The organism is Tersicoccus sp. Bi-70, assembly GCF_001968825.1.
In the GTDB taxonomy this organism is placed as follows: Bacteria; Actinomycetota; Actinomycetes; order Actinomycetales; family Micrococcaceae; genus Tersicoccus.
This window is the reverse complement of the sequence record NZ_MIEU01000012.1, coordinates 280,708-306,053: the sequence shown is the minus strand read 5'-3', so window position 1 is coordinate 306,053 and position 25,346 is coordinate 280,708. Positions and strand designations below refer to the sequence as shown.

Sequence of the window (25,346 nt, the reverse complement as noted above, 5' to 3'; positions counted from 1 at the left end):
TCAGACCCCGTAGTAGAGCTCGAACTCGTACGGGTTCGGGCGGGCCGCCAGCGGGAGGATCTCGGCCTCGCGCTTGTACGCGATCCAGCTGTCGATGAGGTCCTGCGTGAACACCTCACCGGCCTGCAGGAACTCGTTGTCCGCCTCGAGGGCGTCGAGCGCCTCCTCGAGCGACCCCGGCGCCTTCGGGATGTCCTTGGCCTCCTCGGGCGGCAGCTCGTAGAGGTCCTTGTCGATCGGGGCGGGGGGCTCGATCCGGTTCTTGATGCCGTCGAGGCCCGCCATCAGCTGCGCCGCGAAGCCCAGGTACGGGTTGCCCGAGGGGTCCGGTGCGCGGAACTCGATGCGCTTGGCCTTCGGGTTCGACCCCGTGATCGGGATGCGGATACCGGCGGACCGGTTGCCCTGCGAGTACACCATGTTGACCGGCGCCTCGAAGCCCTTGACCAGGCGGCGGTAGCTGTTGACCGTCGGGTTGGTGAAGGCGAGAACCGCAGAGGAGTGCGCGAGCAGGCCGCCGATGTACCAGCGGGCCAGGTCGGAGAGGCCGGCGTACCCGGTCTCGTCGTAGAACAGCGGCTCGCCGCCGTTCCACAGCGACTGGTGGCAGTGCATGCCCGAGCCGTTGTCACCGAAGATCGGCTTGGGCATGAACGTCACGGACTTGCCGTAGGCCCAGCCGGTGTTCTTGATGATGTACTTGAACTTCTGCAGGTCGTCGGCGGCGTGCAGCAGCGTCGTGAAGGTGTAGTTGATCTCCGCCTGGCCGGCCGCGCCGACCTCGTGGTGGGAGCGCTCGACCTTCAGGCCGGCCTTGCCGAGCTCGATGCACATGGCATCGCGCAGGTCCGCCTGGTGGTCGGTCGGGGCCACGGGGAAGTAGCCGCCCTTGAACGGCGTCTTGTACCCGAGGTTGCCGCCCTCCTCCTTGCGCGCGCTGTTCCAGGGCGCCTCCTCGGAGTCGATCCGGTAGGAGGAGGATCCCGGGGTGCTCTCGAAGCGCACGTCGTCGAAGACGTAGAACTCGGCCTCGGGGGCGAAGAACGCGGTGTCGGCGATGCCCGTCGAGGCCAGGTAGGCCTCGGCACGCTGGGCGACGCCGCGCGGGTCGCGGTGGTAGGGCTCACCGGTGCGCGGGTTGACGATGGAGAAGTTCAGCGCCAGCGTCTTCTCGACGCGGAACGGGTCGATGAACGCCGTCGCCGGGTCGGGGATGAGCTGCATGTCGGACTCGGCGATGCCCTGGAAGCCGCGGATCGACGAACCGTCGAACAGCTGGCCGTTGACGAAGAAGTCCTCGTCGACGGTCTCGGCGGGCACGTTGAAGTGCTGCTGCACGCCGGGCATGTCGGTGAACCGGACGTCGACGAACTTGACGTCCTCTTCCTTGATGAAGCTCAGCACTTCACTGGCACTGTTGAACATCTACCGTGCTCCTCTGCTGGGACTGGCGGGGGCGGCGCGTGAACGGGGACGCGCCTGCGCCGGACCGTCGGCGACGATGCCGTCGTCCGGCCCTGCTGTTGCCTCAACCCTACGGGCTTCGATTTGCCCGGACGTGTCACCGATGTTTCACGCACGTAACGGGGCCCACCAGGACGCGGATCCACGGGCGTGTCGTCCCCGGGTGCCAGGACCGGCCGCGGCGTCCGCGGCGAGCGCGCGCGACTAGGCTGGTGGCGTGGTCGATCGTCGTGACATCGGGTCCTGGCTGCAGGGCCCACCCCGCCCATCCGCGTATCCCGGGCAGAACCTCGGCGCTCCCGAGCGGGGACCCGGATCGGTCGCCCGCCTCGGCCGGCGGGTCGTCGCCCTGGTGATCGACTGGGGCCTGAGCTATCTGATCGCCGCGGCCTTCCTCGACAGCAACAACCTCGCCCTGCTCGGCATCTTCGCCCTCGAACAGGTCGTCCTGCTCGGCACCGCCGGGTTCGCGTTCGGTCACCGGCTGCTCCGCCTGCGTCTGCAGCGCCTCGACGGCTCCGCCCCGGGCCTCGGCCGCGCGGCGCTGCGCACGATGCTGCTGGTGCTCGTGGTACCGGCGCTGATCAACGACCAGAACCAGCGGGGTCTGCACGACCGGGCAGCCGGCACGGTGCTCGTGCGGTTCTGACGGATCGGTTCCGACGGTGCGGTGCGGGGAGGCCGTCCCCGCTGCTGACCGGTCCGGCTCAGCGCCCGCGCAGGGCGCGACGGTCCGGCCGGGCCCGCGTCGGGTCGATCCCCTTGGGGATCGGCAGCCGCGGCGCGAGCGAGGAGAGCCGCTTCCCGACGGCGCCGACCTCCTGCCGCGTCAGCTGCGGCTTGAGCTTGGTGATGGCGCGGGAGAGCTTCGGCAGCGGCACCTGACCCTCCTCGCGGCCCGACTCGATCACGTGCACGGCCACGTTGGGCAGCAGACGCGTGAGCCGCTTCTGCTCGGTTCCCGCCAGCCGACGCGCCCGGTGGGACGGCCCTTCCGTGATCAGGATGATGCCCGGTCGGCCGACGACGCGGAAGACGGTGTCCTTGGTCCGCGGATCGACGGCGACCGGCTGCTCCTCGACGATCCAGCCGCGCTTGAGCGTGCTGAGGGCGGCGCCGGCCGCGCCGGGCTGTCCCTCGATCTGCCCGAACGCCGCACGCTCCGCCTTGCGCGAGAGGACGACCAGCGCGCCGAGGACACCGAGAGCGATGCCGATGATGAGCAGGGTGATGATGTTGTTGATCAGCAGGCCGATGACGAGGCTGAGCGCCACCACGCCGAGGAACACGGCGAGCATGACCCACACGACCGTGGGGTCCTGCCGGCGGGTCATGGTGAAGACCTGCTTCATCTGAGCGAAGCGGCCCGGCTTCTTCTGGGCGTCAGCGGGCTTGCGGCCGAATCGGCGCTTCTTCGGCTGCGGTGTTGTGGACACGGTGGATTACCTCGATCGCGGTCGGGAGCGAGTCCATCCTAGTTCACCGGTGCCGCGGACCGCGTCGCGCCGTCCGGCGGAGTCGGCGCCGTCGTCGCCGGGCACGGAAGCGGGGCCGTGCTCGGTGAGCACGGCCCCGCGTCGTGGGTGCGGACGGCACCCGGGTGGGTCTGACGGTGTCGATGACGCAGGTCACCGACGGTGGAGGTCAGTACCGGTCGGTGCCCGGACGATCCGTGTCGGTCGTCCCGGTCCCGGTTCCCGTTCCGGTGCGGCCGGTGCCGGTGGTGTCCGTGTCCTCGTCGACGTCGATCTCCTCCCGGCGGACCTCACCGGAGACCGCCTCCTCGTCGTGGACCGTGTCACGGTGCACCCGGATGCGCTCGGCGTCGACGACCTCCTTCTCGACGACCGGCACCTGGCCGGTCACCGTGATGGTGCGTTCCTCGTCCTCACCGATGGTGCCGCCGGTGTGGGCCTCGCCGTCCGCGATGGGCTCCCGCTCGATGGAGACCTCCTCGCGCTCGACGGGGACGGTCACCGTCTGGTTCTCGGTGACGACGTGCTTGCGCAGCCGCAGGCGACCGGTCTCGCGCGTCTCGGTGCCGACGCGGAGACGCTCCTCGTGCCGGACGATCTCCTCGTCACCGCCCACACCCGTGTCGCGCGTCCCGGATGCGGTACCCGTGCCGGCCAGGCCGGCCGCGGTTCCCGTCCCGGCGGCGCCCGACGTGGTGTCGGTCGTCGAGGCGTCGGTCGTGGAGGTGCCGGTCGTGGCGGTCTCCGGGTCCCGCAGGTCCGCGGAGTACCCGGACGAGGTGCCGACGACGTCCTCGTCGACCCCGGTGGTGCCGCGGTCGGCGCCCCCGGTCGTGTCGTCGTGGCGACCCGTGGAACCCGGCGTCGCGTACCCGGCCGTGCCCGCGGTGTCGCCCGTGTCGGTCAGGCCGGCGCGCGTGCCGTCGCGGTCGACGTCGGTGTACTCGCCTTCGCCGGTCAGGCCGCTGCGGGAGCGGTCGCCGTCGACGTCGGTGTACTCGCCCTCGCCGGTCAGGCCGCTGCGGGAGCGGTCGCCGTCGACGTCCGTGTACTCGCCCTCGCCGGCCAGGCCGCTGCGGGAGCGGTCGCCGTCGACGTCCGTGTACTCGCCCTCGTCCACCCCGCGCGTCCGGGAGGTGTCCCCGGCCGCGGTGCCGGCCGCGACGCCCGCTGCGGTCCCGGCGGCGGTGCCGGTGCCTGCAGTGGTGTCCCGGTCCGTGGTCCCCGTGCCCGACGCCGCTTCGCGGCCGGCGTCCGTGCCGGTCGTGGTCCCGGTGTCGAGGCCGTAGTAGCGGTAGAGCTCCGCCTCCTGCTCGGGGGAGAGGTGTTCGTCCTCGTCCATGTTGGGCGCGTCCTTGACGAACTTCTTCTCGTAGGGGACGCGGAGGCCGTTCGCGTCGTTCTCGGCGCGATCCAGCGGGATGAAGGTCTCCTTCGTACCGAAGAGGCCGGTCCGGACGGTGACCCAGCTGGGGTCACCCGTGGCGTCGTCGACGTAGACCTGACCGACGTCGCCGATCTTGTCCCCGTCCTGGTCGATGACGGTCGCACTCTGAAGCTGTTCGATCGAGAGATTGCTGCTCATGGAGATGCTTCCTTCCTGTACCGGCGGCTGGCTCTCAGCCACGTCCGTTCGGCCTGCTCCCGGACCGAGGATGTCCAGCCCGAGCTGAGCCCACTCCCGATCCTTTCCCCGGTACAGGGCCAAGTCAATGGGTAGACATGAGCCACGTCACATGGGAAGGAGCCCGAGATGATCCGCGTCCACGCGGCCGGCCGTCGAGCCGGGAACGACGAAGCGGCCGGCCCCGAGGGACCGGCCGCTTCGCGGATCGTGTGTCGGCGTGCTCAGCCGACGCGGGAGAGGACGCTCGTGGCCTCCTGCAGGGTGGACCCGGACTCACCGATGTGGGCGAGCTCCGGCGGGATCGTCATGCCCTTCTTGCGCATGGCGGTGGCCCAGAGCCGGCCGGCACGGTAGCTGGAGCGCACCAGGGGACCGCTCATGACGCCGAGGAAGCCGATCTCCTCGGCCTCGTCCCGCAGCTCGACGAACTCCTGGGGCTTGACCCAGCGCTCCACCGGGTGGTGCCGCGGGGACGGCCGCAGGTACTGCGTGATGGTGATGAGGTCGCACCCGGCGTCGTGCAGGTCGCGCAGGGCCTGCGAGATCTCCTCGCGGGTCTCGCCCATGCCGAGGATGAGGTTGGACTTGGTCACCATTCCCCGCTCGCGACCGCGGGTCAGGACGCCGAGGGACCGGTCGTAGCGGAACGCCGGGCGGATCCGCTTGAAGATGCGCGGAACCGTCTCGACGTTGTGGGCGAACACCTCGGGCGCGGCGTCGATCACGGCGTCCAGGTGCTCGACGTGGCCGGTGAAGTCCGGGATCAGGATCTCGACGCCGGTGCCGGGATTCATCGCGTGGATCGCGCGGATGGTCTCCGCATAGAGCCAGGACCCCTCGTCGGCGAGATCGTCCCGCGCGACGCCGGTCACCGTCGCGTACCGCAGCCCCATCTGCGCGACCGACTCGGCCACCTTGCGGGGCTCCTGCACGTCCAGGCGCGCGGGCTTGCCGGTGTCGATCTGGCAGAAGTCGCACCGACGGGTGCACTGGGCGCCGCCGATGAGGAAGGTGGCCTCACGGTCCTCCCAGCACTCGAAGATGTTGGGACAGCCGGCTTCCTCGCAGACCGTGTGCAGGCCCTCGGAGTGGACGAGCGACTTCAGCTCGGTGTACTCCGGGCCCATCTTCGCGGTGGTGCGGATCCATGCGGGCTTGTTCTCGATCGGCGTCTCCGCGTTGCGGGCCTCGACCCGCAGCAGGCGACGGCCCTCGGGGGCGATGGTCACAGCAGGACTCCTTCGGTGGGGGAGGTGGCGGCCGGGGCCGCGCCGGTCAGCAGCGCTTCGTGGGCGAGCAGCTGAGCCTGGACGATGGGGGCGAGGTCGGCCGGGGTCACCTCGCGACCGGTCTCCTCCAGGACGGAGGTGACGGAGGCGTCGGAGATCCCACAGGGCACGATCTTGCCGTAGGGGCGCAGGTCGCAGGTGGCGTTGATGGCCACCCCGTGCATGGTGACGCCGTCGGCGACGCGGATGCCGATCGCGGCGATCTTGCGATCCGGGCCGCGGGAGTCGCCGGGAAGCCACACGCCGGAGCGGCCCTCGACGGTCACGCCCTCGACGCCGACCTCCCGCAGGGTGGCGATGAGGATGGTCTCCAGCGCCCGGACGTACGCGACGACGTCGAGGGGCTGGGGCAGCCGCAGGATCGGGTACCCGATGAGCTGACCCGGTCCGTGCCAGGTCAGGCGGCCACCGCGGTCGACCTTCACGACCTCGGTGCCGTCGTACGGGTAGTCCTGCGGCTCGGTGCGCTTGCCCGCGGTGTAGACCGGCGGGTGCTCCAGCAGCAGCACGGTGTTCGGCTCGGTGCCGGCCGCGACCGCGCGGTGCAGCCGTTGCTGTTCGTTCCAGGCCTCGCGGTAGTCGACGAAGTCCGGGGCTAGTCGTGCAGGAGGGAACCTCAACGTCATGCGTCTCAGCCTAGTCCCGGTGACCGACAGGACCCTCCCTGAGGCCTCCCGTGACCTGTGGACAACTCCGGCGGGCGTGACCGTCTCCGGCGCACACTGAAGCATGGACATGCGGGAGGACGGGCAGACCGGGACGGCCGGGTGTGTGCGTGACACGACGCCGCAGGTGCCGGGCCACGAGACGCTGCGCCTGATCGGCGAAGGGGCCTCGTCGGTGGTATGGCTCGTCCGCCGCGGGCAGGACGGCGCGCTGCTGGCCGGCCGGGTCGAAACGGATCCGCTGCCCTCCCGCAACGCTCCCGGTGTGGCTGGCCGGCCGCCGACGCTCGGGTCGGCCGCGGCTGCGCTCGGTCCGCTCGCCGCGGACCACCTGGTGCACCCACGAGGTGAAGCCGTGGCCGGCTGCCGGATCGCCGGCCATCGGCACCGGGTGATGCTGATGGACCATCTGCCCGGCGGCAGTCTCGCCCAGGTGGTCGCGGCGCGGGGGCCGCTGTCCATCGGCGAGACGGTCACCGTCATCACCCCGCTGGCGCAACTGCTCGCCGCCGCGCACGCCGCCGGGCTCACCCACGGTGACGTCAGTCCGGGGAACGTGCTGTTCGCGGTGGACGGCCGGCCCGTTCTGGCGGACTGGGAGCTGGCCGGCCTGCCGGGCCGACCGGGACCGCCGGGGACCGGCACGGACGGCTTCCGCGATCCCGTCGCGACGCCTGCCGGCCGGTCGGGGCCGGCGGCGGACGTCTACGCACTCGCCGCCGTCGCGTGGTTCTGCCTGACCGGGCGGGTACCGGGGCCGACGGAACATCGGCCACCGCTTCCCGTCCTCGTGCCGGCGGTCTCGCGTCCGCTCGCGCTGCTGCTGGACCGAGGGATGGACCCGGACCCGCAGGCGCGGCCCAACGCGGCCGAACTGGCGCGCGGGGTGTTCGCGGTCGCCGTGGCGGAACCGGTCGACCTGCACGCCAGCGTCCATCCCAGCGTGCGGCCGGACCTGGTGACGCGCCGGACCGCCACGGAGGTGGGACGCCGACGACGGGCGCGACGTTCGACCGGGCGTGGATCAGTGCGAGCAGGGCCGCTGCGGGGCGGGGGCTGGGCCGCAGGACCCGTCGTGGCATCCGGTCGACGCCGCACCCGCGTGGGGGCGACGAGGGCGGAGCCGACCACCACGACGGTCGCTCCGCGGTGGCGTGGATGGGGGATCGCCCTGCTGCTGGCGGTCACCGTCGGGGGAGTGGCCGCGCTGCTGGCCCCGGTGCCCCCGCCGGGCGGTGCCGCGGTCGCCGGACGGACACCGACCGGGCCGGTCGCGGCGACGTCCGGCCCTGTGTCCGCGTCGGACGCTGCTTCCGACTCAGGACCGGGCAGCGCCTCGTCCCTCGCTGCGGTGCGGCCGGAGGCGACGGCCGCGGCGGGCGCCACCTCGACCGTCGCTCCACCAGGAGTGGATGCGTCCCGGTCACCTCGCCCGGCGGCGGCCACCCCGGTTCCCGCGACCGCCTCACCGGCGGCCCCGGCTGCGCCGGCCGAGCGGCACCCGGGATCGGCTTCGGCTTCGGCCGATCCTGTGGCGGCCGCGCGCGCCCTGACGGAACAGCGGACGCGCGCGTTCCGGGAGGGGCGCTGGGATCTGCTGGCCGACGTCTCCGTCCCCGGATCGCCGGCCGCGTTGGCTGACCGCGCCGCGGCAGCCGCCCTCGTCGCTGCGTCGGGGCGTCTCGCCGATCTGCGCGTCGAGGTCACGTGCGCTCAGCGCATCTGGGCGCGGAACGGATCCGGCGGCCCGGTCGTCGTCCGCCTGTGCGCCCGCTTCACCGGGTACCGCCAGGTCGACAGGACGGGCACGGTCGTCCGCACGGTCGCGGCGTCGCCGGTTCAGGACGTCCGGCTGCAGCTGGTCCGCGCGGGGGACGGCCGCTGGCGGATCGACCGGGTGAGCGGGACGGCAGGGTGAGCGGGACGGCCGACTGAGGCGGCGCCCGGAGGCCGACCGCGCCGGCGGCACCGACGGCACCGACGGGTCGATCGCGCCGGGACGTGCCCGGACAGACAGGAACGGGGCGGGAGCGCCGTGCGCTCCCGCCCCGTTCCTCAGATGCTGTCGGTCAGAGCCCGAGGTCGGACTCGAACGCACCTTCCTCGAGCCGCTGCTTGAGCGACTGCAGGAAGCGGCCGGCGTCCGCACCGTCGACCAGACGGTGGTCGTAGGTCAGCGACAGGTAGCACATCGACCGGATCGCGATCGTGTCGTTGCCGTCACGGTCGGTCACCACGACGGGACGCTTGACGATCGCGCCCGTGCCGAGGATGCCCACCTGGGGCTGGTTGATGATCGGGGTGTCGAACAGGGCGCCGACGCTGCCGATGTTGGTGATCGTGAACGTGCCACCGGACAGCTCGTTCGGGGCGATCTTGTTGGTCCGCGTGCGCTCGGCCAGATCGGCGATCGCCCGCGAGATGCCCGCGAGGTTGAGGTTGCCGGCGTCGTGGATCACCGGGACCAACAGGCCCTTCTCGGTGTCGACGGCGATCGCGAGGTGCTCGGAGTCGTGGTACTCGATCTCCTTGGCCTCGGCGTGGTAGGACGCGTTCACCTTCGGGTGCTGCTTCAGCGCCTCGGCCACGGCCTTGGCGAAGAAAGGCAGGAAGGTGAGCTTGACGCCCTCCTGCGCGAAGAACTGGTCCTTCGCCCGTCCGCGCAGCTTCGCGATGCGGGTCATGTCGACCTCCTGGACCTGCGTCAGCTGCGCCGACACGTCCAGGGACTCCTTCATCCGCTGCGCGATGACCTGACGGATCCGCGGCGCCTTCTGCGTCGTCCCCCGCAGGCGGGCGTTCTCCTCCGACACCGCGCCCTGCGCAGCCGCCGGGGCGGAGGCAGCGGCGGCCGGAGCGGCCTGCTGGGCTGCCGCGGCCTTCTTGGCCTCGGCCGCCTCGATGACGTCCTGCTTGCGGATGCGACCGCCTACACCGGTGCCGGTGAGGGACGAGAGATCGACGTCGTGCTGCTGCGCCAGCTTGCGCACCAGCGGGGTCACGTAACCGCCGGCGTCGCCACCGGTGGCCGCAACTTCCTGCTTGGGCGCCTCCTGCTTCGGAGCTTCCTGCTTGGGGGCTTCCTGCTGGGGCGCCTCCTGCTGGGCGGGCTCCTGGGTCGCGGGGGGCTGGACGGCCTGCTGCGGCTCGGCCGGCGCGGGCTTCTCCTGCTCCTTCGGTGCCGGAGCAGCCTCCTCGCGGTCCTCCGACGGGGCGGCGACGACCGGCTCCGGGGTGGGGGCCTCCGCCGTGGCCGGCGCACCGGAACCGGAGCCGATCACGGCGAGGACGGCGCCGACCTCGACGGTCTCGTCCTCGGCGACCTTGATCTCCTGCAGTGTGCCCGCCACCGGCGACGGGATCTCGGTGTCGACCTTGTCGGTGGAGACCTCCAGCAGCGGCTCGTCGACGGCGACGTCGTCACCGACCGACTTCAGCCAGCGGGTGACGGTGCCCTCGGTGACGCTCTCGCCGAGCGCCGGCAGCGTCACCTGGCTGCTCTCGCCGCCGGATCCACCGCCCTGCTGACCGGAGTCGCTCTGGCCCGAGGGCGCGGACGCCGGTTCGGAAGCGGCCGGCTCACTGGGCTGCTCGGATTCCTGGGCGGCCTCCTGCTCGGGCGCCGGCTCGGTCTCCTGTGCGGCCGGCTCGCTCTGCGCGGCGTCGTCGCCGCCCGAGGCGGAGCCGCCCTCGCCGGAGCCGATCCGCACCAGCGCGGCACCGACCTCGACGGTCTCGTCCTCCTGGACGAGGATCTCCTCGATCACCCCGGCGACGGGGGAGGGGATCTCGGTGTCGACCTTGTCGGTGGAGACCTCCAGCAGCGGCTCGTCGACGGCGACCTCGTCGCCGACGGACTTCAGCCACCGCGTGACGGTGCCCTCGGTGACGCTCTCACCGAGGGCGGGAAGGCTGACGGTTTCAGACATGTCGTCCCCGTTTCTTCTGTGTACGAGTGATGTTCGCGTGGTGGGTGGGGGTGTCAGCCGTGCAGCGGCTTGCCGGCCAGGGCCATCGCGGCCTCGCCGAGCGCCTCGTTCTGGGTCGGGTGCGCGTGCACGAGGGACGCGACGTCCTCCGGGAACGCCTCCCAGTTGACGATGAGCTGCGCCTCGCCGACCTGCTCGCCCATGCGAGCGCCGATCATGTGGACGCCCACGATGGGGCCGTCCGCCTGGCGCACGAGCTTGATCAACCCGGCGCTGCCCAGGATCGAGGTCTTGCCGTTGCCGGCGAGGTTGTACTCCTGGATGGTCACGGCGTCGTCGCCGAACTTCTCCTTGGCCTTTGCTTCCGTGAGACCGACCGAGGCGATCTCCGGCTCGCAGTAGGTGACCTTCGGGATGTTGACGTCCTCGACGACGACCGGCTTCTTCCCGGCGATCTCCTCGGCGACGAAGATGCCCTGCTGGAAGCCGCGGTGCGCCAGCTGCAGGCCGGGGACGATGTCGCCGACCGCGTAGATGTTGCCGACGCCGGTGTGCAGGCGCTCGTTGGTGATGACGTACCCGCGGTCCATGGTCAGGCCCGCGTCCTCGAAGCCGAGGTTCGCGGTGACGGGGCCACGGCCGACGGCCACGAGGAGCAGATCCGCCTCGAACGTCTTGCCGTCCTCGAGGGTGGCCTTGACGCCGTTCTCGTTCTCCTCGACGCCGGCGAACCGGGTGCCGGTGTTGAAGTCGATCTTGCGCTTCTTGAACGCCCGCTCGAGCTGCTTGACGATGGCCGCGTCCTCGTTCGGGACGAGCGACGGCAGGGCCTCGATGATGGTCACGTCGACACCGAACGAGTTCCACACGGAGGCGAACTCGCAGCCGATGACGCCGCCGCCGAGCACCAGGGCCTTCTTCGGCAGGGTGTCCATGGTCAGGGCGTGATCGGAGGTGATCACCTTGTTGCCGGTGATCTCCAGGCCCGGCAGGCTGCGGGAGTACGAGCCGGTGGCGAGGATGATGTTCTTGCCGGTGTAGGCGGTGCCGTCGACCGTGACGGTGTCCTGCCCGGTGAGCTTGCCCTCACCCTCGATGACGGTGATGCCCTTGGACTTGATCAGCCCGGTCAGGCCGCGGAACTTGCCCGCGATGATGCCGTCCTTGTACGCGTTGACGGCGGGCATGTCGATCGACTCGAACGAGGCCTTGACCCCGTACTTCGCCGCGGTCTTCGCGTTCTCGGCGATCTCCGCCGAGTGCAGCAGCGCCTTGGTGGGGATACAGCCGTTGTGCAGGCAGGTACCGCCCAGCTTGCCCTTCTCCACCAGCGCGACCGAGAAGCCGAGCTCCGCGGAGCGCAGTGCTGCCGCGTAGCCGGCGCTGCCTCCGCCGAGAATCAGGATGTCGAATGCCTGCGAAGCTGCCGGTTCGGCCACGTGGATGCTCCCTCGCCTGTTCGTCCGCCGAGCAGGGACCATCCCCTGCCCGGGCTGTCGTTTCGCGCTTCACCCTACTGTGGACGCGCCTCTCGACTCTACTCGCGCACGACGCCGTGACGTGCCACGGACTCCGCCAGGGAGACCAGTGTGCGCACCCCCACACCGGTGCCCTCCTTGGGGGTGTAGCCCCAGGCGCCGCCCTCGTTGAACGCCGGTCCGGCGATGTCGAGGTGCGCCCAGGGCACGCGCCGTCCGTCGACCTCGGGGACGAACTCGTGCAGGAACAGACCGGCGGTCAGCATGCCGCCGAACTTGCCCCCGATGTTGGCGATGTCGGCGACGGTCGAGTCCAGTCCGCGGCGCAGGTCGGCGGGCAGCGGCATGGGCCAGAACTCCTCGCCGACCGCGGTGGCGGCGTCGACGACGGCCTGCCGGGCGCCGTCGCTGCCCATGACGGCGCTGACGCGGGTGCCCAGGGCGATCATCTGCGCCCCGGTCAGGGTCGCGATGTCCACGAGCAGGTCGGGCTTCTCCTCACCCGCGGCGACGAGGCCGTCGGCGAGCACGAGGCGACCCTCCGCGTCGGTGTTGAGCACCTCCACGGTGCGGCCGCCCTTGATCCGGATCACGTCGGAGGGGCGCTGCGCGGACGCGGACGGGAGGTTCTCCGCCAGGCACAGCCAGCCGGTCATGCGCACCTTCAGGCCGAGGTCCGCGGCGGCGAGGACGGCGCCGAGCACGGCGGCCGCCCCGGCCATGTCCGACTTCATCGTCGTCATGCCCGTCGGCGGCTTCAGGCTCAGGCCGCCCGAGTCGAACGTGATGCCCTTGCCGACCACGGCCAGGTGGGCGCGGGCCCCGGAGGGCGCGTAGTCGACGCGCACCAGGCGCGGCCCACGGGTCGAACCCTGGCCGACGCCGGTCAGGCCGCCGAAGCCCTGCGCGGCCAGCTGCTCGTCGTCCAGCACGGTCACCGTGACCGGCCGGCCCGCGGCGGCGGAGACCGCCGCGTCGGCGAACGTCTCCGGGTAGAGGTCCAGCGGCGGCTGGTTGACGAGCGAGCGGGTCAGCCCGACGGCGCCGCCGATCGCGCGCGCCCGGTCGAAGGCCGGGCGGATCGTGCGGCCCGGCAGCCCGGTGGGGATCAGCACCCGTTCGACGGGGGCGCGCAGCCCGGCGGCGGTCGCGTGCCGGTAGGGGGTGTACGCGTAGGCGCCCAGGGCGGCACCCTCGGCGATCGCGGCGACGTCCTCGACGGTGGCGGCGGGCAGGCCGAGCACGACGGTCGCCGAACCGGTGAGCTGCCGCACGGCCGAACCGACGGCGCGGCGCAGCGACTCCGCCCGGGCGGGACCGGTGTCGGCGAGACGACCGACGCCGGTCAGGGCGAGGACGGGCACAGACGGGAGGCCGTCGCCGGCCGGCAGCCGGAGCAGCTCGTCCGGCGCGCCCGAGGCGGCGAGCACGGACAGGGCGTCGGTGATCCTCGTGCGCTCGGCCGCCGGGAAGGGGCCGTCGAGCAGGACCGGGCCGTCGGCGCCCTGGGCGACGCCGAGGACGAGCACGTCCGCGCGCACCCGGGCCAGGTCCTCCCGGCAGGCGTCGATGCGGACGGGCTCGACGATGAGCCCGGCGGGGATCTCGGTGGACTTCTTCTTGGGCGCCATGGCGCTCCTCCTCGACGTGTCGGTGACCGGTGCTCGTCCGATCCAATCACGGGGCACCGACCGAACACGCGGCGGCGGCCTGGTGCGGGAATGCGGCACGCCCGTGCGAACGTTGCAGCAGAGACAGGCGTACGGGTCGGTAACACCGGCCACGGCCGCCGAGAGAAGCACCGAGAACAGCGCCGAGAACAGCGATGACGGGATCCCGTCATCGCCCGACCATCGAGGAGTCACCGTGCAGGAGCCGTCCACCCTCTACGAGGTGGTCTCCGACCTGGTCCACACCCCGCAGATCCGGGGCCTGAACCTGATCATGGGGCTCACCGGTGCCGCCGAGGCCGGGCAGGCGGCGGACCAGATCCGCACCGAGCTGCTCGACCGGCTCGAGCACGAACTGGTCATCGAGTTCGACGCCGACGCCCTCTACGACTACCGCGACCGTCGACCGATCATCGCCTTCGACGGGGACCACTTCGCGGACTACGAGCAGCCCCGACTGCAGGTGCACGTCCTCAAGGACGAGACCGGTCAGCCGTTCCTCATGCTCAGCGGCTTCGAGCCCGACTACCAGTGGGAGCGATTCGCGCGCGCCGTCGTCGGGCTCGTCCAGCAACTGGACGTGCGGCTGGTCAGCTGGGTGCACTCGCTGCCGCTGCCGGTGCCGCACACCCGGCCGCTCGCGGTGACGGCCCACGGCAACCGCCCGGACCTGATCGAGGGCATCTCGGCGTGGAAGCCGACCGCGCGGATGTCCGCGACCGTCGGCCAGCTGCTCGAGATGCGGCTCGCCGAGGCCGGGAAGGACGTCGTCGGCTTCGCCGTGCACGTACCCCACTACCTGGCCGAGGCGCGTTTCCCGCAGGCGGCCGTGACCGGGCTCGAGCACCTGGCCGCCGCCGCCTCCCTGATGCTCCCGTCGGACCGGTTGCGTGAGGCCGGACGGGAGCTGGAGAAGTCCATCGACGAGCAGGTCGCCTCCTCGGAGGAGGTCCGCGAGCTGGTGCACGGGTTGCAGCGCCAGTACGACGAGTACCGCCAGGGTCAGGAACCGCGCCGGTCCCTGCTGGCCGGCCCCGACGGTGAGCTGCCGGACGCCGACGAGCTCGGCGCGGCCGTCGAGGCCTACCTGGCCACCATGGACGCCGACGATCCCGATCAGCTGACCCTGGACACCCCGCCCGCCGAGACGGACGACCGCCCCGACGCCACGGGCGCCGACGGCACCGACACCACCCACACCGACGGCACCGGCACGGACGGCGGCGACCCGCAGCACTGAGTGACCCGTCGACCCGGGTCCCGACGTCACGGTGCGGGCCCCCGGGCGCCGGGCTGCGATGATGACGAGGTGGGAACGCGTCGAGCCTGGGTGGTGTGGATCGCCGGGCTCGCCGCCTACGTGATCGCCATCACCCAGCGCACCTCGTTCGGGGTGGCCGGGGTCGCCGCGACCGACCGGTTCAACGCGACTGCGTCGGCGCTGTCGGCGTTCGCCGTCATCCAGCTGGTCGTCTACGCCGGCCTTCAGATCCCCGTGGGGGTGCTCGCCGACCGGTTCGGTTCCCGGGCCATGATCGCCGGGGGAGCGGCACTGATGGCCGTCGGCCAGCTCCAGCTCGCCGTCGCCACCACCATCCCCGCCGGGGTGTTCGGCCGCGTGCTCGTGGGCGCCGGGGACGCCATGACGTTCATCTCCGTGCTGCGGCTGGTCCCGCTCTGGTTCACGCCCGCCCAGGTGCCGCTGCTGAGCCAGGTCACCGGCATCGTCGGGATGGGCGGCCAGCTGATCTCCTCCATCCCGTTCGCCGCCCTGCTCGACGGACAGGGCTGGTCCACGGCCTTCCTCTCACTCGCCGGCCTCGGCGTCCTCGCGGCCGTGCTCGCGGCGGCGGTGGTGCGCAGCGAGCCGCCCGGCTCCGGCGTTCCCCGGCACACGCCCACCGTGCGGCAGACGGGACGGGTGATCGCCGACGCCTTCGCCGAACCCGGCACCCGGCTCGGCATGTGGAGCCACTTCACCGTCCAGTTCCCCGGTCAGGTGTTCATCCTGGCCTGGGGCTACCCCTTCCTCGTGTCCGCGCAGGGCATCCCGCCCGAGCGTGTCGCCGTGCTGATGACGGTGTTCGTGGTGGCCGGCGCGGTCGGCGGTCCGTTCCTCGGCCGCATCGTCGCCCTGCGGCCGCTCGTGCGCTCGCGGCTCGTGCTCGGGATCGCGCTGGCGATCCTCGTCGCGTGGACGGCCGTGCTCGTGTATCCCGGCCGTGCCCCCTTCTGGCTGCTGACGGTGCTCGTCGTCGTGCTCTCCGCCGGCGGTCCCGGGTCGATGATCGGCTTCGACTTCGCCCGCGAGTTCAACCCGCCGCACCGGCTCGGTACCGCCAACGGCATCGTCAACATCGGCGGTTTCACGGCGGCCCTGGTGAGCATGTACCTGATCGGCCTCGTGCTGGACGTGCTCAAGGCGACCGGCTTCTCCGGCGGGAATCTCTATGCCCTCGATTCGTTCCGCATCGCGCTGTGCGTCCAGGGCGTGCTGATGGTGCTCGGTGGGCTGGCGCTGATGCGGGTCCGTCGGCTCGTCCGGGGTCGCGCCGCCTCGTCCTGAGGCCGCGGCCACCCGGTCTCCCTCCCCAGGTGCTGCCCCGGCGGTGGTTGTCCACAGGCGCGACACCGGCCGTCCCCGACCGGGCCCCCACGGAGGACGGTGGGGCCCATGACTCGATCGCCCGCCACCGCCATCCGTTCCGCCGAGGACCTGCTCGCCTACGTCCCGCACGGGCTCGGGCACTGGCCGCGGGAGAGCCTCGTGATCCTCGCCGATTCCGGGGGCGAGGCCGGGGGCCTGCTCCGCCTCGACCTGCCGCACCGCTGCACCGCGACTCTCGGGGCGGAGATCGCCCGGTACGTGGGTACCGTGCTGGCCCCGGGTACACCCAGCGGGGTGTTCGTCGTCGTCTACACCGCGCAGCGGCCACGCCCCGGGGCGGGCCTCCCGGTGCTCGTCCACCGCCTCGTCCGCACCCTCGAACGGCTGGAGCTGACGGTGCGGGACTGCCTGTACGTCACCGACGGCGGGTGGGGGCACATCGATCGGTCCGGTTCCGACGTGCCGTGGGGCCGCCGCCGTCCCCTCGAGGACATCGCCGCCAGCGTGCTCCACACCGAGTTCGTGTTCGCCGGTCTCTCGTGGGGGTCCGCTCCGGTGGACGACGTGGTCCCGGCCGCCACCGGGCCGGACGCTGACGAGATCCGCCGCTGGGCCACCGTCCACGACCCCGGGGCACGGCCCGATCCGCCGGACGCGGACTGGGTCCGCCGGATCGGGGAGGTGTGGGACGAGGTGCTGGCAGCCGTCGGTGCCGGCGGGGCCGGCGTACGGTCCGCCGGGGGATGCGCCGGGGGAGCGGGGCGACCGAGTCCGGGTGTGGGGCGCGCGACGATGCCGCCGGCCGGGGCCGGGGCGCCGGCTCCGTTCCCGGTGTCGGCCGAGACCGCCGGTCTGCTGCTCGCAGGACTGCGCAGCCGGACCGTCCGGGACCTGCTGCTGTTCCAGAGCGCGGTCGGTCCCTCGCCGGTCATTCCGGAGCTGCTCCTCGGTGACGGTCGTGTCCGGACCCACGCTCGCCCTCCCGCGGGTGCGGAGCGGACCGCCGAGGCGTGTGCGCGGGAGGCGACGGACCGGGACGCCTGTCTGCGGACCGGCGGCATGCCGCTGCTGGCGTCCGTCATCACCGGGACGGTGGCGCTCACCCCGGACTGGAGCCGGCTGGACGCGGCGCACCGGATGCTCGAGGCGCTCGCCCCGCACGCGCAGGGAGAGGCGCGGTGCGCGACGCTGACGCTGCTGGGGTGGATCGAGTTCGCGCGAGGCCGGGGGTCGCGCGCCCACCGGTGCCTGGACGCCGCCCTGCAGGTGGACGGCGGGTACGAACTGGCGCGTCTGTTCGACCGGTTCCTCGACCTCGGACAGGTGCACGAATGGGCCCGCCACCGGACGACGGCCTGGCGGGGCGGTCATCCGGACGCCGCGTGAACAGGGCGGTCCGGGCACCGGATGCGCCGTCGGCGGGGCTGTCGTGTCACAATGGGAGGACGACCCTTCGAGTCCGTTCAGCCGCATCCGCGGCATTCAGCACGTCGCCCCCCGCCGATCTCCCCGACCACCGTTCCCCGGTGACCGGGGGAACATTCCGGGTGGTGTCGGTGTTTGAAGGAGCAAGACCCTTCAAGTGCCCGTGCGACGGACTTGACAGGGTCATAGTGGTGTTACCCAGTCTCGGGGCGCCGCGGACAGTCTGCGAAAGGTTTTCAGTGTCACCGGCGAAGAAGTCCAGTACCGCATCCGACGAGACGACGGCCACCCTCACCGAGGAGCGCGCCGCTCGTACCCCTGCCCGGAAGAGCGGCACCGCGAGCAGGACCGCCGCCAAGCCGGCCGCGAAGTCCACCGCAGCCGCCCCGGCCAAGCCCGCCGCGGCCGGCGCCGCGAAGAAGACGACCACCCGGAAGCCCGCGGCCGCGAAGACGGCGACCACCAAGCGCGCCACCACCCGGAAGAAGACCACGGCCGAGGGCGAGGACCAGAACCTCGCGACCACGGGCGAGGACACCATGGAGGACTCGGAGCCCGTCGAGACCGATCTGGACGCCGAGGCCGAGGCCACGGTGCCCGAGGACGACGAGGACGAGTCCAGCACCAACGACAACGACGCGACCACCTCGGACGACGAGAACGGCCGCAGCACCGCCGCCACCGGCACCACCGCGGCCAAGCAGGAGACGACCGGCACCGGTTTCGTCTACTCCGACGCCGACGACGACGACGCGCCCGCCGTCCAGGTCGTCTCCGCCGGGGCCACCGCGGACCCGGTCAAGGACTACCTCAAGCAGATCGGCAAGGTCGCGCTGCTGAACGCCGAGCAGGAGGTCGAGCTCGCGCTGCGGATCGAGGCCGGCCTGTACGCCGAGCACAAGCTGGTGGACCTGCAGGCGGACCCGAACGGCGCCGGCAAGGCCCTGGATAAGAAGTTCGAGCGCGAGCTGAAGTGGATCATCCACGACGGCAAGCGCGCCAAGAACCACCTGCTCGAGGCGAACCTCCGCCTCGTCGTCTCCCTCGCCAAGCGCTACACCGGCCGCGGCATGCTGTTCCTGGACCTCATCCAGGAGGGCAACCTCGGTCTGATCCGCGCCGTGGAGAAGTTCGACTACACCAAGGGCTTCAAGTTCTCCACCTACGCCACCTGGTGGATCCGGCAGGCGATCACCCGGGCCATGGCCGACCAGGCGCGCACCATCCGCATCCCGGTGCACATGGTCGAGGTCATCAACAAGCTCGCCCGCGTCCAGCGTCAGATGCTGCAGGATCTCGGCCGCGAGCCCACCCCGGAGGAGCTGGCCCTCGAGCTGGACATGACCCCCGAGAAGGTGGTCGAGGTCCAGAAGTACGGCCGCGAACCGATCTCGCTGCACACTCCCCTGGGTGAGGACGGCGACTCCGAGTTCGGCGACCTGATCGAGGACTCCGAGGCGGTCGTTCCCGCGGATGCCGTGAGCTTCACGCTCCTGCAGGAGCAGCTGCACTCGGTGCTCGACACGCTCTCCGAGCGGGAGGCCGGCGTCGTCGCGATGCGGTTCGGCCTGACCGACGGCCAGCCCAAGACCCTCGACGAGATCGGCAAGGTCTACGGCGTCACCCGCGAGCGGATCCGCCAGATCGAGTCCAAGACGATGTCGAAGCTGCGGCACCCGTCGCGGTCCCAGGTGCTGCGCGACTACCTGGACTGACCGGTCCCCGGGATCTCCCGGAGAACCTCAGGACACGCAAGAGGCCCGTTCCCTCCAGGGGAACGGGCCTCTCGTCTGTCGTCTCGGTCGCCGGAACGGCGCCGGCGTGCTCAGTCCTCGGACGCGGCCGCCGGGGTCTCGCGGAGGCGGTCCGTCTCGTCCTGCCACGACGCGGCCAGGGGCCGCAGACGGGCCTCCACCTTGCGCGCGTGGTGCGCGCAGAACGCCAGCTCGCCCCCGGAGGATTCGAGCACGACCCGGACGTACGCCTGCGCCCCGCAACTGTCGCACCGGTCCATGGCGGTCAGTTCTCGATCTGCCACTGCTGTACTCATCGCTACCTCCTCGCTGGATGCTGTACTCCATACAACCACCCGCAGGCCCCGAGTCATCTCAACCCGGCCTCTCTTTCGCTGACCGCGTACCGGGTGAGCCTGCCCGGAGCGGCGCTCGTGCTGGCCTAGGATCGAGAAGCCGGCCTGACCGGCACCCCATCACGAAACGGATCTGGATCACGTGACTGCGCAGCGCTCCGAGTACACCGCACGGCACCTCTCGGTGCTCGAGGGGCTGGAGGCCGTGCGCAAGCGTCCCGGCATGTACATCGGCTCGACCGATTCGCGGGGGCTGATGCACTGCCTCTGGGAGATCATCGACAACTCCGTCGACGAGGCCCTGGCCGGCTACGGGCAGAACATCGTGGTCATCCTGCACGCCGACAACTCCGTCGAGATCCACGACGAGGGCCGTGGCGTTCCCGTCGACATCGAGCCGCGCACCGGCCTGACCGGCGTCGAGGTCGTCTTCACCAAGTTGCACGCCGGCGGCAAGTTCGGCGGCGGCTCCTACACCGCCTCGGGCGGCCTGCACGGCGTCGGCGCCTCCGTCGTCAACGCCCTCTCCTCGCGCCTGGACGTCCAGGTGGACCGCGGCAGCAAGACCTATCAGATGTCGTTCCGCCGGGGTGAGCCGGGCCGCTTCACCGACCGCGGGTCCCGGCCGACCGCCGACGCCGTCTTCGCCCCCTTCGACGAGGCGACCACGCTCGACGTCGTCGGCAAGACCAAGCGCGGCGTCACCGGCACCCGCATCCGCTACTGGGCCGACCGGCAGATCTTCACCCCGGACGCGCGCTTCAACTACGACGAGCTGATCACCCGCGCCCGGCAGACCTCCTTCCTCGTCCCCGGTCTGCGGATCGTCATCCGCGACGAACGGCGCCTGCCCGGCACGCCCGGGGAGCTCGGCGTCGCCGAGGAGGTCTTCCAGCACGACGGCGGCATCGCCGAGTTCGCCGACTACCTCGCCGTCGACGCGTCCGTCACCGACACGTGGCGCATCCACGGCAGCGGCTCCTTCACCGAGACGGTGCCCGTGCTCGACGAGACCGGCCACTCCCGCATCACCGAGGTCACCCGGGACTGCGAGGTCGACGTCGCGCTGCGCTGGGGGATCGGGTACGAGACGACGATCCGCAGCTTCGTCAACATCATCGCCACCCCCAAGGGCGGCACCCACCAGTCCGGCTTCGAGCAGGCGCTGCTGAAGACCTTCCGCAAGGCCGTCGAGACGAACGCGCGGCGCCTGAAGGCAGGCAACGACAAGGTCGAGCGCGACGACGTGTTCGCCGGCCTGACCGCCGTGCTCACCGTCCGCCTCGCCGAGCCGCAGTTCGAGGGCCAGACCAAGGAGGTCCTCGGCACGTCCGCCGTGCGCGGCATCGTCGCCCGGGTCGTCGAGAAGGCGCTGACCGCGAAGCTGACCTCCACCGCGCGGGCCGAGAAGACCCAGGCCAACGCGCTGCTCGAGAAGATCGTCAACGAGATGAAGTCCCGCGTCTCGGCCCGGCAGCACAAGGAGACGCAGCGGCGCAAGAACGCGCTGGAGACCTCCACGATGCCGGCCAAGCTCGCGGACTGCCGGATCAACGACGTCGAGAAGTCCGAGCTGTTCATCGTCGAGGGCGACTCCGCGCTCGGCACCGCCAAGCTCGCCCGCTCCTCGGACTACCAGGCGCTGCTGCCCATCCGCGGCAAGATCCTCAACGTCCAGAAGGCGTCGATCGGGGACATGCTCTCCAACGCCGAGTGCGCGGCGCTGATCCAGGTGGTCGGTGCCGGCTCGGGCCGCACCTTCGACCTGACCGCCGCCCGCTACGGCAAGGTCATCCTGATGACCGATGCCGACGTCGACGGTGCCCACATCCGCACCCTGCTGCTGACCCTGTTCTTCCGCTACATGCGACCGATGGTCGAGGACGGCCGGGTCTACGCCGCCGTCCCGCCGCTGCACCGGGTGGAGATCGTCAACCCCGGGGCGAAGGCCAACGAGACGGTCTACACGTACTCGGACGCCGAGCTGCACCGCGTGCTCGCGGAACTGGAGAAGACCGGTCGCCGGTACAAGGAGCCCATCCAGCGCTACAAGGGGCTGGGGGAGATGGACGCGGACCAGCTGGCCGAGACCACGATGGACCCGCGCCACCGCACGCTGCGCCGGGTGCGCTACCAGGAGGCCGCGTCGGCCGAGACGGTGTTCGAGTTGCTGATGGGCTCGGAGGTCGCCCCGCGCAAGGACTTCATCGTCGCCGGCGCCGCCTCGCTGGACCGGGACCGCATCGACGCCTGAGCGGCTCGCCGGACGACGTCCGGACAGGAGAGCCGTCCCGACAGGAGCGCGGTCAGGCGAGCAGGGTGGCCGGTGCCAGCACGAGCAGCAGGGCGAGCAGCCCGACGACGATGCGCGGCACGGCACCAAGGGGTGCCGGGGGCCGCAGCAGCCGGGTGACCCGGGCCGGGGTGACGCGGCGTGGCGTCGCCATCGCATCCGCCTCGACACCGTCCACCCGGACCACCGGATCCGCGCCCGCGGTCAGCGGGCGGTGACCGACCGCGTCCGGCCGGGCCGACCCCGATCCGCCGGCCGGCTCGTTGCCGTCCGCGGCCCCGCCGGACTGAGCCGGCTCGACAGGCGCGGACGCCCCACCGACGATCGCGATGGCCCGCACCAGGGTGGTCCGGTCCACCGTGTGCAGGGCGTCGTCGTCCGCCAGCATCTCCACCAGGTCGGTGACCGCGCCGAGGGCCAGCCGCGACGTGGGCAGCCACGGCAGGGAGGAGCGCCAGGCGGCGAAGGCGAGCAGCAGCAGGTGGTGGTGCTGGCTCAGGTGGGCCCGCTCGTGGGCGAGGACGGCGTCCAGCTCCGCGGGAGCGAGGGCCTGCAGCAGCCCGTCGGAGAGCACGGTGACCGACTTGGTGCCGCCGGGCAGGCAGTAGGCCAGGGGAGTGGGGTGGTCGACGACGAGCGTGTTGTCCCGCGCCGCCCCGTCCCGCACGGCGCCGTCACCCCCGGAGTCGTCAGGCGTCGCCGGACGGCTGAGCAGCCGGAGGGCGTCCCGGTGCGCGCGACGGCGCTGGCTGATCCGCCGCCAGGTCAGGCCGAGGGTCAGCAGGAGGTGACCGCCGAGCAGCACGGCCGCGCAGAGCGCGAAGACCGGCACGATGCCCAGCGTCATGCTCGGATCGGTGCCGCCGCGCACGTCCGCCAGGACGGTCGATGACGCGGAGAGCAGGTCGTGCCCGGCGGGGGCGAGCCCGAACGCGAGCAGGGCGCCGATCATGCACATGCCGCCGGAGAGGGCGATCGCCTGCCACAGCACGAGGGCGAGGGCCGGTCCGCGCGCCGTCCAGCGCGCCCGGACCAGGAGCATCGGCACCGGCCAGGCGAGCACCACGGCCAGCAGGCCGAGGATCACTCCCGTGCGGACCATGCCAGGATCAGTCGCGGCCGCGAAGGATCTGCCGCAGCAGGGAGGCGTCCTCCTCGGACATCGAGCCGACGAACCGGCTGAGCACGGCGTCCCGGTCCGGGGCCTGGCCGAGCACCTCGTTCATCAGGGACACGGTGTGCGCCTCGCGGGTGGAGATCGCCCGGTACTGGTGCGGCCGGCTGGTCCGGCTGCGGGCCACCAGCCCCTTCTTCTCCAGGCGGGAGAGCACCGTGAGCACCGTGGTCACGGCGAGCTCGCGGCCCTCCGCGGAATCCGGGCTCTCGGCGAGCCGATCCCGCAGGGTGGTCGCGGTCATCGGGTCCGCGCTGGACCAGAGCTGGTCCATGATGGACCGCTCGAGATCCCCCAGTGACGCCATACCGTCCCCCTTACACTGATGGCGGGCGCCCCGAGAGGCGCCGATGGATGTCGTGTCGGAGACCAGATTACCGTGCGACGACGGGTTGTTCTACACTCGGTAGAAGCTGAGGTTTCTACGAAGCGTAGAAATACACGGTTGCGGCCGCCAGCCGCACCGCTGCTCACGATTCCCCCGGTCTAGGAGCGCACGGTATGGACCCCCTCGACATCGCCCGGTGGCAGTTCGGGATCACCACGGTCTACCACTTCCTCATGGTCCCGCTGACCATCGGCCTCGGCCTCAGCGTGGCCGTCATGCAGACGCTGTGGCACCGCACCGGCGCCGAGCACTACCTGCGGATGACGAAGTTCTGGGGCAAGATCTTCCTGATCAACTTCATCATGGGCGTGGCCACGGGCCTCGTGCAGGAGTTCCAGTTCGGCCTCGCGTGGAGCGAGTACAGCCGCTTCGTCGGCGACGTGTTCGGCGCCCCGCTGGCGATGGAGGCGCTGCTCGCCTTCTTCGTCGAGTCCACCTTCCTCGGTCTGTGGATCTTCGGCTGGAAGCGCCTGCCCCCGCGCATCCACCTGGCGACGATCTGGCTGGCCTCCCTGGCCACCATCGGCTCCGCCTACTTCATCATCGTGGCCAACTCCTGGATGCAGCATCCCGTGGGCGTGCAGATGATCGACGGCCGCCCGCACATGACCGACGTCGTCGCCGTCCTGACCAACAACACCGCGATCGTCGCCTTCACCCACGCCGTCACGGGGGCCTTCGCCGTCGGCGGGGCGATGCTGTTCGGCGTCGGCTGGTACCACCTGTGGCGCCGGCGCAAGGACGGCGTGGACACCGTCGACGCGAAGGGATACGTCATCCCGGGCGCCGGCAAGGGCATCGGCCGTGACGTCGTCGAGCACAAGGTGTGGTTCCGGTCCCTCGTGATCGGTGGCTGGATCGCCGTCGTCGCCTTCGCCGGCACCGCGATCACCGGCGACGCCCAGGGCAAGCTCATGTTCCAGCAGCAGCCCATGAAGATGGCCGCCGCCGAGGCCGCCTGCCACTCGGGCACCCAGTTCTCGGTGCTCTCGATCGGCCAGCTCGGCTCCCGGGACTGCTCGAAGATGGTCGCCGTGTTCGAGGTGCCGGGCGTGCTGTCCTTCCTCGCCAACGGTGACTTCACCACCCCGGTCAAGGGCGTGAACGAGCTGGTTCCCGAGTACCAGCAGAAGTACGGCACGAACCTGCCCGACGACCCGAAGTACGGCGAGCGGGCCGGCCAGGCGATCCAGTACGTGCCGGTCATGGAGGTCACCTACTGGGGCTTCCGCCTGATGATCACCTTCGGCGGCCTCTCCGCGCTGGCCTGCTTCATCGGGCTGATCATCACCCGCAAGGGCACCGTGCCCCTGTCGAAGCCGTTGATGATCAGCGCGGTGCTCGGCATCCTCGCACCGTTCGGCGCCAATTCGGCGGGCTGGATCTTCACCGAGATGGGCCGCCAGCCGTTCGTCGTCGCCCCCAATCCGGACCCGAGCGGCATCGACCAGGTGTTCATGTACACGGCGGCCGCCGTCTCGCCCGGCGTCTCCTTCGGGGAGGTGCTGTTCTCCCTCATCGTGCTCACGTCGGTCTACGCGGTGCTCGCGGTCGTGGAGGTGGGCCTGCTGGTGCGGTTCATCCGCGGCGGTGTGGCGTCCGCGATGCCCGAGCTCGCGCACGCAGGATCCCCGGCGTCCGACGACGACGAGGGCCCCAGCCCGGACCGCGGCCCCGACGACGGGAAGGACAGCGATGTCCTCGCCTTCGCCTACTGACCCGCGGCCCGGCGACATCGCCGCGACCACCCCGTTCCGTCACCATCCGGGAGA

General features: G+C 71.5%; 19 protein-coding genes. 8 read left to right on the top strand and 11 right to left on the bottom strand.

Annotated elements, in window-relative coordinates:
* Positions 1-1,425 (bottom strand): type I glutamate--ammonia ligase, encoded by a 1,425-nt coding sequence (gene glnA / locus BGP79_RS10505; protein ID WP_076695226.1) that lies wholly within the window; start codon positions 1,423-1,425, stop codon positions 1-3.
* 256 nt (positions 1,426-1,681) lie between these two features.
* Here glnA and BGP79_RS10500 point away from each other — a divergent pair, with 256 nt between their 5' ends.
* The gene (locus BGP79_RS10500) at positions 1,682-2,113 is read left to right on the top strand and encodes an RDD family protein (RefSeq protein WP_076695224.1); all 432 of its coding nucleotides are present in this window, start codon (positions 1,682-1,684) and stop codon (positions 2,111-2,113) included.
* A 58-nt stretch (positions 2,114-2,171) separates the two neighbouring features.
* On the opposite strand, the gene BGP79_RS10495 is transcribed toward BGP79_RS10500, so the two are convergent.
* The 4 genes from BGP79_RS10495 to lipB form a co-directional block, all read right to left on the bottom strand.
* Positions 2,172-2,900 carry a DUF4191 domain-containing protein gene (locus BGP79_RS10495; RefSeq protein WP_076695222.1) on the bottom strand — a complete coding sequence of 243 codons (729 nt, stop codon included), beginning with the start codon at positions 2,898-2,900 and terminating at the stop codon, positions 2,172-2,174.
* A 208-nt stretch (positions 2,901-3,108) separates the two neighbouring features.
* Positions 3,109-4,524, bottom strand: coding sequence for a PRC and DUF2382 domain-containing protein (locus tag BGP79_RS16450; protein WP_076695220.1), 1,416 nt, complete (start codon positions 4,522-4,524; stop codon positions 3,109-3,111).
* Between the two features lie 263 nt (positions 4,525-4,787).
* Positions 4,788-5,795 (bottom strand): lipoyl synthase, encoded by a 1,008-nt coding sequence (gene lipA, locus BGP79_RS10485; protein WP_076695218.1) that lies wholly within the window; start codon positions 5,793-5,795, stop codon positions 4,788-4,790.
* Positions 5,792-6,481: a lipoyl(octanoyl) transferase LipB gene (gene lipB, locus BGP79_RS10480; protein WP_076695216.1), complete on the bottom strand. Its 690-nt coding sequence runs from the start codon at positions 6,479-6,481 to the stop codon at positions 5,792-5,794. The genes lipA and lipB overlap by 4 nt, the downstream gene beginning before the upstream one ends.
* A 103-nt stretch (positions 6,482-6,584) precedes the next feature.
* Here lipB and BGP79_RS10475 point away from each other — a divergent pair, with 103 nt between their 5' ends.
* Positions 6,585-8,438 carry a phosphotransferase gene (locus tag BGP79_RS10475; RefSeq protein ID WP_076695213.1) on the top strand — a complete coding sequence of 618 codons (1,854 nt, stop codon included), beginning with the start codon at positions 6,585-6,587 and terminating at the stop codon, positions 8,436-8,438.
* Between the two features lie 151 nt (positions 8,439-8,589).
* Here BGP79_RS10475 and sucB read toward each other — a convergent pair whose 3' ends face one another.
* From sucB to BGP79_RS10460, 3 genes are read right to left on the bottom strand one after another with little or no spacing between them, the layout of a single operon-like run.
* Positions 8,590-10,449 carry a 2-oxoglutarate dehydrogenase, E2 component, dihydrolipoamide succinyltransferase gene (gene sucB / locus BGP79_RS10470; protein WP_076695211.1) on the bottom strand — a complete coding sequence of 620 codons (1,860 nt, stop codon included), beginning with the start codon at positions 10,447-10,449 and terminating at the stop codon, positions 8,590-8,592.
* A gap of 53 nt (positions 10,450-10,502) precedes the next feature.
* Positions 10,503-11,930, bottom strand: coding sequence for a dihydrolipoyl dehydrogenase (lpdA, locus tag BGP79_RS10465; protein WP_369800185.1), 1,428 nt, complete (start codon positions 11,928-11,930; stop codon positions 10,503-10,505).
* 56 nt (positions 11,931-11,986) lie between these two features.
* Positions 11,987-13,558 carry a leucyl aminopeptidase gene (locus tag BGP79_RS10460; RefSeq protein WP_076695207.1) on the bottom strand — a complete coding sequence of 524 codons (1,572 nt, stop codon included), beginning with the start codon at positions 13,556-13,558 and terminating at the stop codon, positions 11,987-11,989.
* A gap of 235 nt (positions 13,559-13,793) precedes the next feature.
* Here BGP79_RS10460 and BGP79_RS10455 point away from each other — a divergent pair, with 235 nt between their 5' ends.
* The 4 genes from BGP79_RS10455 to BGP79_RS10440 all read left to right on the top strand — a co-directional run bounded on the left by BGP79_RS10455 (position 13,794) and on the right by BGP79_RS10440 (position 19,345).
* Complete coding sequence (locus BGP79_RS10455) at positions 13,794-14,837, top strand: proteasome assembly chaperone family protein (protein WP_076695205.1); 1,044 nt, start codon at positions 13,794-13,796, stop codon at positions 14,835-14,837.
* A 69-nt stretch (positions 14,838-14,906) separates the two neighbouring features.
* Positions 14,907-16,163, top strand: coding sequence for a nitrate/nitrite transporter (locus tag BGP79_RS10450; protein WP_083701788.1), 1,257 nt, complete (start codon positions 14,907-14,909; stop codon positions 16,161-16,163).
* A 108-nt stretch (positions 16,164-16,271) separates the two neighbouring features.
* On the top strand, positions 16,272-17,591 hold the full coding sequence (locus BGP79_RS10445) for a DUF4192 family protein (protein WP_076695201.1): 1,320 nt from the start codon (positions 16,272-16,274) through the stop codon (positions 17,589-17,591).
* Positions 17,592-17,818: 227 nt separating this feature from the next.
* Entirely contained in the window at positions 17,819-19,345 is a 1,527-nt protein-coding gene (locus BGP79_RS10440) for an RNA polymerase sigma factor (protein WP_369800184.1), read from the top strand.
* A gap of 110 nt (positions 19,346-19,455) precedes the next feature.
* Here the strand turns inward: BGP79_RS10440 and BGP79_RS10435 are convergent, their stop codons facing one another.
* On the bottom strand, positions 19,456-19,680 hold the full coding sequence (locus BGP79_RS10435; protein WP_076695197.1) for a hypothetical protein: 225 nt from the start codon (positions 19,678-19,680) through the stop codon (positions 19,456-19,458).
* Positions 19,681-19,861: 181 nt separating this feature from the next.
* Here BGP79_RS10435 and BGP79_RS10430 point away from each other — a divergent pair, with 181 nt between their 5' ends.
* The gene (locus BGP79_RS10430) at positions 19,862-21,973 is read left to right on the top strand and encodes a type IIA DNA topoisomerase subunit B (protein ID WP_076695196.1); all 2,112 of its coding nucleotides are present in this window, start codon (positions 19,862-19,864) and stop codon (positions 21,971-21,973) included.
* 52 nt (positions 21,974-22,025) lie between these two features.
* Here the strand turns inward: BGP79_RS10430 and BGP79_RS10425 are convergent, their stop codons facing one another.
* The gene (locus BGP79_RS10425) at positions 22,026-23,114 is read right to left on the bottom strand and encodes a M56 family metallopeptidase (RefSeq protein WP_076695194.1); all 1,089 of its coding nucleotides are present in this window, start codon (positions 23,112-23,114) and stop codon (positions 22,026-22,028) included.
* Between the two features lie 7 nt (positions 23,115-23,121).
* Positions 23,122-23,493, bottom strand: a complete 372-nt coding sequence (locus BGP79_RS10420; protein WP_076695192.1) for a BlaI/MecI/CopY family transcriptional regulator — start codon at positions 23,491-23,493, stop codon at positions 23,122-23,124.
* Positions 23,494-23,687: 194 nt separating this feature from the next.
* Here BGP79_RS10420 and BGP79_RS10415 point away from each other — a divergent pair, with 194 nt between their 5' ends.
* On the top strand, positions 23,688-25,292 hold the full coding sequence (locus BGP79_RS10415) for a cytochrome ubiquinol oxidase subunit I (protein ID WP_076695190.1): 1,605 nt from the start codon (positions 23,688-23,690) through the stop codon (positions 25,290-25,292).
* The last annotated feature ends 54 nt before the right edge of the window (positions 25,293-25,346 follow it).